We start from the raw sequence: 11844 nt of genomic DNA, 5'->3' as shown, positions 1-11844 counted from the left end.
CTGCCGGGCTTTTTTTGTGCGTCAGCGGTGAGCCAGCCACGCCTCCAGCGGCCATCGCCGGCGGCCGCTGAGCCGGGCCGCCGCCAGGGCCAGCAGCCACAGGCCCAGGCAGCCCAGCACGGTCTGCAGCGTCGTGGGCGCCAGCGCCCAGCCCGCGCCCGAGAGCAGCACCAGGCAAAGGGCGCTGTGGCCCACATACAGCGTGAGGGTGCGCTGCCCGAGCGGGGCGAGCCACCCGCACCAGCGCGCCCGGCCCCCATCGGACGCCAGGACCACGACCGCGAGGTAGCAAGCGGCCACGGGCAGCGCGATCAGGTCGCCGAGCGCCTCGATCCAGGGGTTGATGTCCGTCGCCGCGTCGTGCGCCGCCCAGGCCCAGCCATAGGCGATGCTCAGCACGAGCAAGGGCGGGCCGGCCAGCCGCAGCCCGCGCCGCCACAGCGGCCGCCATCGGCGGTGGGTCAGCAGCCGCAGGCGCGCCGCGGCCACCCCGCCCACCATGCACAGGTACATCACCGGCCCGCCGACGATCAGGGCCACGATCTGGATCACCGCGTAGAAGCCGGCGTTGAGCTGGAAGAAGGCCCAGGCGCCCTGGACGGTCGAGAGCGAGGGCGTGTCTGCCCGGGCCGGGCTGTCGGCGGCCACCAGGATGAACCCCAGCAACACCAGCTTGGCCAGCACCGCCCAGCCCAGTGCGCGCCAGAGGTGGCGGCGGAACGCGCCCCAGGGCAGGTGCAGGCGGCGCAGCAACGGCAGGCCGACCAGGGCGTAGAGCGTGAGGATGTCGCCGAAGTAGAGGAACGCGCCGTGGAAGATGCCCAGCTGCAGCAGGCGGCGCTGGCGCCGCTGGCCGCGCTGCAGCGCTTCGGCCCTGGGGCGGCCTCGGGCGGCGAGCCAGAGCGCCATGCCGAAGACGAAGGCCAGCGTGGTGTAGCCCTTGCCGTGCAGCAGGGCGGCCACGAGGCCCTGGGTCACCGAGGCCCAGGCGCTGTCGGGCGGGGTGCGAAAGCCCAGGGTCGGCCCCCAGGGCGCGGAGGCGTAGCCGATGGCGTTGACCACCAGCACCGAGATCAGGGCGAGGGCGCGCAGGGCGTCCGGCAGCGTCTCCCGGGGGCGTTGGAGGTTGTGGGGGGGCATGGCTCAGGCCCCGTCGACCGGCATCTGCGTGCCGGTCTTGAGCCGGCCCATGGTGACCAGGGTCTTGAAGCGCTTCACGTTGTGGTTCTCGAAGAACAGCTCTCGCGTGAGCTCGGTGTAGTGGCCCATGTCGCGCACCGCGAAGATCAGCACGAAATCGCATTCACCGGCGACGTAGTAACACTGCTGGATGAAGGGGCAGCGCAGGAAGGCCTGCTTCATGGCGTCCAGCAGGTCCATGCGCTCGTTCTCCACCTGCACCTCCACCACGATGGTGAGCGGGTAGCCCAGGGCCTCGGGCCGCACCTGCGCGGCAAAACGTTCGATCACGCCCTGCTCGGTCAGGCGCTTGATGCGGCGGTTCACCGCGGCGGCGGACAGGTGCACGCGCGCGCCCAGTTCGGCCTGCGGCATCCGGCAGTCTTCCTGAAGCAGGGCGATGAGTTGGCGGTCGAAGGCGTCCAGCGGGGCGGGGGCGGTCATGGCGGTGCGTCCAGCTTGCAATAACGTTGCGTTGAAGGCGCGAATTATCGAATCTGAATGCGCTGAATGGAAATAGCATTTCGTGTTCCAGCCGATACCGCTTTGTCCCGATGACCTCCTCCTCCAGTCCCGCCGACACGGCATCCGGCGTCGCCTACTCCCTCACCGCCTCGGTCCTGTTCGCGTTGATGTACTTCCACGCCACGCTGCTCGCGCCGCTGGGGGGTGCCGGCATCTATGGTTGGCGCATCCTGCTGACCGCGCCTTTCCTGGGCGCCTTCATCCTGCTGTCGCGGCGAGGCGCGGAGATCACCGAGCTCTGGCAACGCCTGCGCGAGCGCCCGGTGCTCTGGCTGGCCATGCTGCTGTCGTCCGCGCTGCTGGGCGTGCAGCTGTGGCTGTTCATGTGGGCGCCCATCAACGGCCATGGGCTGGACGTGTCGCTGGGCTATTTCCTGCTGCCGCTGACCCTGGTGCTCACCGGTCGCGTGTGTTTCGGCGAGCGCATCACGCGCTGGCAGCTGGTGGCCTGCGCGCTGGCCGCGCTGGGGGTGGTGAACGAGCTGCTGTACGCGCCCCGGGTGTCCTGGCCGGCCTTCGTGGTGGCGCTGGGCTACCCCTGCTATTTCGCGCTGCGGCGCGTGCTGCGCACCAACCACCTGGGCGGCATGTGGTTCGACATGGTGCTGAGCCTGCCGGTGGGGCTGTGGTTCATCGCCGCGCCGCTGCCCGAGGGCGCAGGCGCGCTGCGGCACCCGGTGCTGGGCATCCTCGTGCTGGGCGTGCTCAGCGCGGTGGCGCTGGCCTTCATGATCACGGCCAACCAGCGCCTCAAGCTGGGCCTGTTCGGCCTGCTGAGCTATGTGGAGCCGGCGCTGCTGGTGGTGGTGTCGCTGCTGCTGGGCGAGCGCATCGCGCAGAGCCAGTGGCTCACCTACGGCAGCATCTGGGCCGCGATCGGGCTGCTGGCCTGCGAAGGCCTGCTGAGCCTGCGCGCCCTCAGGCCGCAGGCCCTTCCTCGGTGACGAAGCTGTCGCGCACGGTGAACCAGATCGAGGTGTGGAACATGGCCGCCAGCAGCAGCACCATGGGGTAGATCACCAGGTTGAGCAGGGCGGTGCCGCCCAGCAGCACGGCCAGCAGGTTCATCACCACGCCGGCCATCATGATCACGGCCATCCAGCCCAGGCCGTAGAGCAGCATGGCGCCCTTGTTGGCCCAGCAGGCCATCAGGCTGAAGAACAGGCTCTTGAGCGGCGTCACCTTGTGCCAGTGCACCAGCGCGGGCGCGTGCCAGAAGGCCATGACCACCGGCACGTACAGCACCAGCGCGGCCCACAGGCCCGGGTTGTTGAACATGGCGCGCACCCGTTCGGGCGTGACCTCGCCATCGGGCAACTCCACCGCCGGCGCCACGTCGGGCGCGAACAGCGCGCCCACGCCGAACACCAGCATCAGGGCGGCGGCGTACATCGCGCCCAGGATGAGCATGGACCGGGTGTTCGCCGGCCCGGCGCGAAAGGCCGTCACCATGGTGGTCGGCATCGGGAAGCGGCCCTGCTGGGCCTCGCGGCTGGCGGCCATGAGGCCCAGCGTGGCCGCCGGCACCAGCGCGAGCGAGAGCAGGGTGCCGATGACCGGCACCAGCGACAGCACCGAGACCGTGGCCATGAACATGAAGAACAGGCCCGCCATCGCCAGAGGCTGGCGGAAGAAGGTCTGCGCTCCGAGCTTGACCCATTGGAAGCCGGTGCGGGCGGGAACGATGTGGAGTTTCATGCAGGGGGCGGGCTCAGGCGGACTGCAGCGCGTCGTCGCGCACCAGGGCCGCCAGGGCGGGGGTGTCGCGCACCCGGGCGCGCAGCACGCGCTCGAAGTGGCCGGGGTCGTGGGGCTGCAGCAGCGCCGCTTCGCGCGGCAGGTGCAGGTCCCACAGGCGGGAGATCCAGAAGCGCAGGGCGCCCGCGCGCAGCAGCGCGGGCAGCAGGCTGCGCTCGGCCGCCGTGAGGGGGCGCACCGCCTGGTAGGCCGCGAGCAGGGCGAGCGAGCGCGGCGTGTCCAGCGAGCCGTCGTGGTCCTCGTCGTGCAGCACGCACCAGTCGTTGAGGCAGACGGCGATGTCGAACAGGAAGGTGTCGCAGCCGGCGAAATAGAAGTCGAAGATGCCGGTGAGCACACCGTCCTCGAACAGGGCGTTGTCGCGGAACAGGTCGGCGTGCACCGGGCCGCGCGGCAGGGCCGCGTAGGCGGGGCCCTGGGCCACGTGGTTCTGGTAGGCCAGTTCCGAGCGCAGCAGATCGGCCTGGCTGGGGGTGAGGAAGGGCAGCACCACCGGCGCCGTCTCGTTCCACCAGGGCAGGCCACGCAGGTTGGGCTGGCTCATGGAGAACTCGCGCCCGGCCAGGTGCATGCGCGCGAGCATGGCGCCCACCGCCTCGCATTGCGCCACGCCGGGGGCCAGATCGCTCTTGCCGCGCAGCCTGGCCACCACGGCGGCCGGCTTGCCCTGCACCTTGAGCAGGATCTCGCCCTGGGCGTTGGCCGCCGGTGCGGGCACCGGAATGCCCCGCTCGGCGAGGAACTTCATGAGGTGCAGGTAGAACGGCAACTGCTCGAAGCCCAGGCGCTCGAACACGGTGAGCACATGCTCCAGCGTGGCGCCGTCGCGCTCGCTGGTCACGAAATAGTTGGTGTTTTCAATGCCACCCTGGATGCCCTTGAGGTCCGTGAGGTCGCCCAGTTGGAGGGTGTGCAGGAGGGCAGCGGCTTCGTCGAACGCGACTTCGGTGTAAACGGCCATGTGGCGGGAACGCTCAGAAATTCAGGATGCGCCAGCTGCTGCGCCCGGCGCTGCCGGTGCGCTTGCCGCTGTCGCCCGCGCCGGTCTGGCCGTTGTCGGGCTGGATCTGGTAGGCCGGGGCGCCGTTCTTGGGCTGCACCTCGATGCTCTGCGTCTGGCCGCCCACGCGCAGCTCGTCGATGCGGGTGAGTTTGTCCTCGTGCGTGATGCGCTCGATGTTGTCGCGCGGCGAGGCGGGCTCGCGCGGGGTTTCCGCCGGGGCCACCTGGGCCAGGGCAGGCAGGGCAATGCACAGGCCGGCCACGAGGGCGGCAAGGGGATGGCGGTGGATCGGGTTCATGCGGCATTGTAGGCAAGCCGGGCCGGGTGCGCTGCCGGCAGGGGGAAGCCGGTTACCGTCGGATACGGGCCGCGGACCGGCGGGGCGGGGCGCGATCTCCGCCACAATCGCCCCATGCCCGACGCCCAAACCCCCGACACCCCCACCGGCCAGAAGACCCTGCTGCTGGTCGACGGCTCCAGCTACCTGTACCGCGCGTTCTTCGCCGGCGGTGAGGCCATGAGCACCACCTTGCCCGATGGCACGGTCCTGAAAACCGGCGCCATCCGCATCATGATCAACATGATGCAGAAGCTGCGCAAGGACGTGCGCGCCGACTACGCCGCCTGCGTTTTCGACGCCAAGGGCCCGACCTTCCGCGACGCGCTGTACCCCGAGTACAAGGCCAACCGCTCGCCCATGCCCGATGACCTGCGCGCGCAGATCGCCCCGATCCACGAGGTGGTGAAGCTGCTGGGCTGGAAAGTGCTGGACGTGCCGGGCGTGGAGGCCGACGACGTGATCGGCACGCTGGCCCACGTGGCCGCGCAGCAGGGCATCGACTGCATCATCTCCAGCGGCGACAAGGACCTGAGCCAGCTGGTCAACGAGCACATCACCGTGATCGACACCATGAACGACCGCCGGCGCGACGTGGCCGGCGTGACCGCGGAGTTCGGCGTGCCGCCCAGCCTGATGCTGGACTACCAGACGCTGGTGGGGGATCAGGTGGACAACGTGCCGGGCGTGCCCAAGGTCGGCCCCAAGACCGCCGTGAAATGGCTGACGGAATACGGCTCGCTGGAGGCGCTGGTGGCGCGCGCGGGCGAGATCAAGGGCGCGGCGGGCGAGAACCTGCGCAACGCGCTCGAGTGGCTGCCCAAGGGGCGGGAACTGCTCACCATCAAGACCGATTGCGATCTGAAGGACCACATCGAGGGCCTGCCCTCGCTGGAGGCCATCACGATCAACGGGCAGGACAGCGAGGCACTCAAGGCATTCGGCGAGACCTACGGCTTCAAGGGTCTGGTCAAGTCGCTGTCGCAGCACGACGTGCCACCGGAGCTGATCGAAAAGAGCCAGGCGAAGGCCAAGGCCAAAGGCCCGGCGGACGAGGGCTCGCCCGGCCTGTTCGACGAACCCGACCTGAGCGGCAGCGCCGAGCGCACCACCAACCTGCGCTACGACACCATCCTCACCTGGGCGCTGTTCGACAGCTGGCTGCAGCGCGTGCTGGCGGCCGAACTGGTGGCGCTGGACACCGAGACCACCTCGCTCGACGAGATGCGCGCCGAGATCGTGGGCATCAGCTTCAGCGTGACGCCGGGCGAGGCCGCCTACATTCCACTGCGCCACGCCGGGCCCGACGCGCCCGAGCAGCTGCCGTTCGACGAGGTGCTGGCCAAGCTCAAACCCTGGCTGGAAGACCCGGCGAAGCACAAGCTCGGCCAGCACGTGAAGTACGACCGCCACGTGTTCGCCAACCACGGCATCGAGGTGCGGGGCTATGTGCACGACACCATGCTGCAGAGCTACGTGCTGGAGGTGCACAAGCCGCACGGCCTGGCCAGCCTGGCCGAGCGCCACCTGGGCCGCCAGGGCATCAACTACGAAGACCTGTGCGGCAAGGGCGCGCACCAGATCCCGTTCGCGCAGGTGGACGTGGCCAAGGCCGCCGAGTACTCGTGCGAGGACAGCGACCAGACGCTGGACGTGCACCGGGTGCTGTGGCCGCAGCTGCAGGCGGACGAAAAGCTCCGGTTCATCTACGAACTCGAGATCGCCAGCAGTGAGGCGCTGTACCGCATCGAGCGCAACGGCGTGCTGATCGATGCCCCCACGCTGGCCGCGCAAAGCAACGAGCTGGGCCAGCGCATCGTGGCGCTGGAGCAGGAGGCCTACGCCATCGCCGGCCAGCCCTTCAACCTGGGCAGCCCCAAGCAGCTCGGCGAGATCTTCTTCGACAAGCTCGGCCTGCCCGTCATCAAGAAGACCGCGACCGGCGCGCGCAGCACCGACGAGGAGGTGCTGGAGAAACTCGCCGAAGACTACCCGCTGCCGGCCAAGATCCTGGAGCACCGCAGCCTGTCCAAGCTCAAGGGCACCTACACCGACAAGCTGGCCCAGATGGCGCTGCCGCGCACCGGGCGCGTGCACACGCACTATGCCCAGGCCGTGGCGGTGACCGGGCGGCTCTCCAGCAACGACCCCAACCTGCAGAACATCCCGATCCGCACGCCCGAAGGCCGGCGCGTGCGCGAGGCTTTCGTGGCGCCCGCGGGCAGCGTGATCGCCAGCGCCGACTACTCGCAGATCGAGCTGCGCATCATGGCCCACATCAGCGGCGACGAAGCCCTGCTGCGCGCCTTCCACGAAGGGCTGGACGTGCACCGCGCGACCGCCGCCGAGGTATTCGGCGTGGAGACGGCGCAGGTCAGCAGCGAGCAGCGCCGCTACGCCAAGGTGATCAACTTCGGCTTGATCTATGGCATGGGCTCGTTCGGTCTCGGCCAAGGCCTTGGGCATCGACAACACGGCGGCCAAGAACTACATCACGCGCTACTTCGAGCGCTTCGAGGGGGTGCGGCGCTACATGGACGAAACGCGCCAGCGGGCCAAGGACGTGGGTTACATCGAGACGGTGTTCGGCCGGCGCCTGGTGCTGCCCGACATCAAGAACGCCAAGGGCGCGAAGCTGTCGGCGCTGGAGCGGCAGGCCATCAACGCCCCCATGCAGGGCACGGCGGCCGACCTGATCAAGCTCAGCATGGTCGCGGTGCAGAAGGCGCTGGACGAACAGCGCCGGGGCACGAAGATGATCATGCAGGTGCACGACGAACTGGTGTTCGAGGTGCCCGAGGGCGAGGTCGACTGGTTGAAGACCGAGATCCCGCACCTGATGGCCGGCGTGGCCGCGCTGAAAGTACCGTTGCTGGCCGAGGTCGGCGTCGGCCCCAACTGGGACAAGGCCCATTGAGCGCTCACGCCGGTTGAACTTCGGGCGCGCCCCGAAGTCAGGTAGTTTTTCAACCCCCGAAGAAGGAGACACGACGATGCTCGAAGAACAACACGTGCAGGACCTCGACGCCTTGCTGCCCGGCCAGTCCACCGAACACGGTGCCACCCGCCGGACCGCCCTGAAAGCCGCGCTCGGCGTGGGCTATGCGGCCTCCGCGCTGCCCCTGATGGCGCAGACGGCGATCAAGACGCCCACCGATGGCCTGACCGTGGGCGAGGTGACGATCGACGTCAACGGCTTCAAGATGCCCGCCTACCGCGCCGCGCCGGCCGGCAAGACCGGCCTGCCGGTGGTGCTGGTGCTGTCCGAGATCTTTGGCGTGCACGAGTACATCGCCGACACCGCCAACCGCTTCGCCCGGGCCGGTTACCTGGCCATCGCGCCCGAGCTGTTCGTGCGCCAGGGCGATGCCCAGGGCTATGGCGAAATCGCCAAGCTCATCTCGGAAGTGATCTCCAAGGTGCCCGATGCGCAGGTGCTGGGCGACCTGGATGCCACCGTGAAGTGGGCCGCCGCCAATGGCGGAGACGCGGGCAAGGTGGGCATCACCGGTTTCTGCTGGGGTGGGCGCCAGGTCTGGCTGTACACCGCGCACAACCCGGCCGTGAAGGCCGGCGTGGCCTGGTACGGCCGCCTGGTGGGCGATGCGACCCCGCTCAACCCGAAACAGCCCGTGGACGTGGCGGCCAGGCTCAATGGCCCCGTGCTGGGCCTGTACGGCGGCGCGGACACCGGCATCCCCCTTGACACGGTTGATAAGATGAAAGCCGCCCTGGCGGCCGGCAACGCGGCGGCCAAGGCATCGACCTTCGTGGTGTATCCGGACGCACCGCACGCCTTTCACGCCGACTACCGGCCGAGTTTCCGCAAGGAAGCGGCGGAAGACGGGTGGAAGCGGGCGCTGGCCTGGTTCAAGCAGCACGGCGTGGCCTGATCGGGCCACCCTCCGTTCAACGAAGGCCGCCCTGGGGCGGCCTTTTTTCGTGGTGACAAGCAAATGACCCTGTTGGCAATCCTCATCGGCACCGTCGCAGCGGGCGTGGGCAGCGTCTGGCTGGCGGCCCTGCTGAGCATTGCCATGCTGGCGCGCTACACCCAGCACATGCTCAGCCTGGCGGCGGGGGCGCTGATGGCCACGGCCTTCATGCACCTGCTGCCCGAGGCCTTCGAGAGCGAGGCCGGCGCGCACGAGCTGTTCGCGATGCTGCTGGGCGGTCTGGTGTTCTTCTTCCTGCTCGACAAGGCCGAGCTGTGGCACCACGGGCACGAGCACAGCCAGGAAGAGGAAGCCCTGCTCGACCACGAACCTCAGGACCACCACGCGCACCACCCTGGCCACAGCCATCACCACCACGGTCACGACCACGGGCCGCGCTCGGGCGGGTGGACGGTGCTGGCCGGCGACAGCGTGCACGCCTTCGGCGACGGCATCCTGATCGCCTCGGCCTTCATGGCCGACATGCGCCTGGGCGTGGTGGCCGCGCTGGCGGTGCTGGCCCACGAGGTGCCGCACCACATGGGCGATCTGGTGGTGCTGCGCCACACCTCGCGCAACTCGCGCGCCGCGCTGGTCAAGGTCTCGCTGGCGGGCACGGTCACCGCGCTGGGCGGCCTGCTGGGTTATTTCCTGCTCACGCAGCTGCAGGACTATCTGCCGTATTTCCTGGTCGCTGCGTCCAGCAGCTTCGTCTACGTGGCCCTGGCCGACCTGATCCCGCAACTGCAGAAGCGGCTGAGCCTGCCGGCCACGGTGGCGCAGATCGCGTGGTTGCTGGTGGGGATCGCGCTGGTGACCGTGGTGAGCGGCTTGGCGCACTAGACAGACTGGCCGGCTTTAGCCGGCGACGCTGTCCCCGAACGAGAAGCAGAAGCGCGCTCCTGCACCCGGTTGCCCTTCGCCGGTGATGTGGCCGCCATGGCGCTCGATGATGCGCCGCACCGTGGCGCAGGCCGATGCCCGTGCCTTCGAACTCGCTGGGCATGTGCAGGCGCTGGAAAGGCTTGAACAGCTTGTCGGCATAGGCCATGTCGAAGCCCACGCCGTTGTCCCGCACATAGAACATCCGGGGTTCGCCACCCACCGGTGGCAGCAGGCCCCACTCGATCACCGAGCGGTCTTTCGTGCGGCTGTACTTGAGCGCGTTGGCCAGGCAGGTTTTCCAGCACGATGCGCGCCAGGCGGGGGTCGCAATGCGCGCGCAGATCGGGCGTGATGCGCTGCTCGATCACACGCTCGGGTTGCTTGAGCTGCTCCTGCGCCAGGATGCCTTGCACCATGGCGCTGAGGTCCACGGTCTGCTGCGCCAGCACGCCCTGGCTCACGCGCGCCAGGGCCAGCAGGTCGTCGATCAAGGAGCCCATGCGCTGGGTGGAACTGAGCACCCGGTCGAGCAGCTGGCGCTCGTCGGCGCTCAGGCGCGGCCCCACCTCCTCCTCCAGCAGGCGGGTGAAGCCGTCGATCGCGCGCAGCGGTGACTTGAGGTCGTGCGACACGGAGTACGCGAACGAATCGAGCTCGGCGTTGAGCTGCTGCAGGTCGGCGGTGCGCTCGCGCACGCGGTGCTCCAGCGTCTCGTTGAGGCGCTGGATCTCGCGATCGCGGCGCAGGCGCACCAGCTCCGAATTGGCCCGGCCGGCGAAGATGGCGATCAGGGCCTGCGTGTCCGGGCGCAGTTCCACCGGCTGGCGCCAGAGCGCGAAGATCACGCCGATGGCGGTGCCGTCGGCATCGCGCAGGGCCTTGCCCAGGTAGGCCTGGCAGCCCGACTCGATGAGGCTGGTGGCCTGGGGGAACTGCTGCGCCAGGCCGTCCGTGCAGATGAGCATGTCCTGCTGGAGCAGGGAGCGCGCGCAGGGCGTGCCTTCGATGGAGAAGGTGAAGTTGGGCCGGGCCTGCCCGTCCTGGCGGATCGCCAGGCTGCGCACGCGGCCGTCGTCGCGGCATTCGCCCACCACCACCATGTCCGAGCCGATGGCCTCGCAGAGGTGGCGCGTGAGCGCGCTGAAGAAGGCTTCGCCGGTCTCGGCGGCCACGCCGCGCGCCACGTTGAGCAGCAGCGCCTCGCGCTCCTTCTCGGCGGTGATGCTGACGGTGCAGGCCAGGATGCAGGGCTCGCCGTCGATGTCCAGCAGCTCGGCCCAGATCCGGGTGTCCACCAGCGAGCCGTCCTTGTGGCGCATGCGGGTTTCGTAGCCGTCGATGTGGCCTTCGCACAGCAGCTGTTCCACGAAGGCTTCCCGGTCCTTGGGGGTCAGCCAGGCGCCGATCTCCACCGAGGTCTTGCCCCTGATCTCTTCCGGCAGCAGGCCCTGCGCGCGGTCCTGCGCGCGGTTGACCTCGATGATGGCGCCGTCCGAGAGGCGCGAGATCGTCATGTTCAGCGGGCTGAAATGGAAGGCCTTGGCGAAGCGCTCCTCGGAGCGGCGCAGCCGCTCCATGACCTCGTTCTGGGCGCTCACATCGCTGATGGTGGTGATGACCAGCTTGTCTTCGCGGTCGTCGCCCATCTCGCTGGAGACCAGGCCTTCGAAGGTGCTGCCGTCCGCGCGCTGGCCGCGCGCGGGGTACTGTTCGGCGCGCCGCGCGGCGAACAGGGCGGCCAGGTACGTCTCCCGCTGTTCGGGATCCGCCCACAGGAAGCTGTCGGGTCGGCCCAGGGCCTGGTCGCGGGTGTAGCCGTAGCAGCGCTCGAAAGCGGGGTTGACGTCCAGGATCATCCCGGAACGGGCCGACTGCGCGATCATGGGGCTGGGACTGGTGCGGAAGATGCGGGCGAAACGCTCCAGGTTGAGGTCGCGCTGGTGCTCGGTTTTCTTGCGCAGCTCCAGCTCGGCCTTCTGCCGGTCGAACGCCTCGCGCAACTGGCGCCCGCTGTGATAGACCATCACGCCCACCACGATCACGGTGGCCGAGTGCGTGATCCACACGCGCAGGCCGACTTCGAAATAGGGCGTCGCGCTGAACCAGCCATTGACCTCGGCCAGCGTCAGCACACCGAGCGCGCCCACGCTCGCCGCGACCGTGGCAATGAGCGCGGTGCGCCCGAGGAAGGTGCCCGCGCCGGCCACCGCCGCGACGAACAG

8 protein-coding genes and 3 pseudogenes are annotated in these 11844 nt (G+C 69.2%); 4 read left to right on the top strand and 7 right to left on the bottom strand.

The annotated features are described in order from the left end of the window. Positions 1–21: 21 nt before the first annotated feature. Positions 22–1140 (bottom strand): DUF418 domain-containing protein, encoded by a 1119-nt coding sequence (locus tag ACFJGX_RS22725; protein ID WP_382323737.1) that lies wholly within the window; start codon positions 1138–1140, stop codon positions 22–24. A 3-nt stretch (positions 1141–1143) separates the two neighbouring features. Next, positions 1144–1623 (bottom strand): Lrp/AsnC family transcriptional regulator, encoded by a 480-nt coding sequence (locus ACFJGX_RS22720; RefSeq protein ID WP_382159624.1) that lies wholly within the window; start codon positions 1621–1623, stop codon positions 1144–1146. Between the two features lie 110 nt (positions 1624–1733). Between ACFJGX_RS22720 and rarD the strand changes: the two genes are divergently transcribed. After that, positions 1734–2648 (top strand): EamA family transporter RarD, encoded by a 915-nt coding sequence (rarD, locus tag ACFJGX_RS22715; protein WP_382323738.1) that lies wholly within the window; start codon positions 1734–1736, stop codon positions 2646–2648. Here the strand turns inward: rarD and ACFJGX_RS22710 are convergent. From ACFJGX_RS22710 to ACFJGX_RS22700, 3 genes are read right to left on the bottom strand one after another with little or no spacing between them, the layout of a single operon-like run. Beyond that, complete coding sequence (locus ACFJGX_RS22710; protein ID WP_382323739.1) at positions 2623–3402, bottom strand: BPSS1780 family membrane protein; 780 nt, start codon at positions 3400–3402, stop codon at positions 2623–2625. The two genes, rarD and ACFJGX_RS22710, sit on opposite strands and share 26 nt — an antisense overlap. Before the next feature lie 13 nt (positions 3403–3415). Beyond that, positions 3416–4423, bottom strand: coding sequence for a homoserine kinase (locus ACFJGX_RS22705; protein ID WP_382323740.1), 1008 nt, complete (start codon positions 4421–4423; stop codon positions 3416–3418). 13 nt (positions 4424–4436) lie between these two features. Beyond that, a complete protein-coding gene (locus ACFJGX_RS22700) occupies positions 4437–4763 on the bottom strand; it encodes a hypothetical protein (protein ID WP_382159612.1) in 327 nt (108 codons plus the stop codon). A gap of 114 nt (positions 4764–4877) precedes the next feature. Here ACFJGX_RS22700 and polA point away from each other — a divergent pair. The 3 genes and pseudogenes from polA to ACFJGX_RS22685 all read left to right on the top strand — a co-directional run bounded on the left by polA (position 4878) and on the right by ACFJGX_RS22685 (position 9580). Further along, a pseudogene (gene polA / locus ACFJGX_RS22695) lies at positions 4878–7719 on the top strand (DNA polymerase I). Positions 7720–7795: 76 nt separating this feature from the next. Further along, on the top strand, positions 7796–8695 hold the full coding sequence (locus tag ACFJGX_RS22690) for a dienelactone hydrolase family protein (RefSeq protein WP_382327125.1): 900 nt from the start codon (positions 7796–7798) through the stop codon (positions 8693–8695). A gap of 63 nt (positions 8696–8758) precedes the next feature. Continuing rightward, positions 8759–9580, top strand: a complete 822-nt coding sequence (locus ACFJGX_RS22685) for a ZIP family metal transporter (protein ID WP_382327123.1) — start codon at positions 8759–8761, stop codon at positions 9578–9580. 187 nt (positions 9581–9767) lie between these two features. On the opposite strand, the pseudogene ACFJGX_RS22680 reads toward ACFJGX_RS22685, so the two are convergent. Then, a pseudogene (locus ACFJGX_RS22680) lies at positions 9768–9869 on the bottom strand (hypothetical protein); the annotation flags it as partial. A gap of 262 nt (positions 9870–10131) precedes the next feature. Then, positions 10132–11505, bottom strand: a pseudogene (locus ACFJGX_RS22675) (PAS domain S-box protein); the annotation flags it as partial. Positions 11506–11844 lie beyond the last annotated feature (339 nt).

It is taken from the genome of Hydrogenophaga sp. UC242_50, assembly GCF_042697355.1.
In the GTDB taxonomy this organism is placed as follows: Bacteria; Pseudomonadota; Gammaproteobacteria; order Burkholderiales; family Burkholderiaceae_C; genus Hydrogenophaga.
Note: the sequence above shows the minus strand (reverse complement) of the source record. Positions and strands in the feature narration are given on the sequence as shown.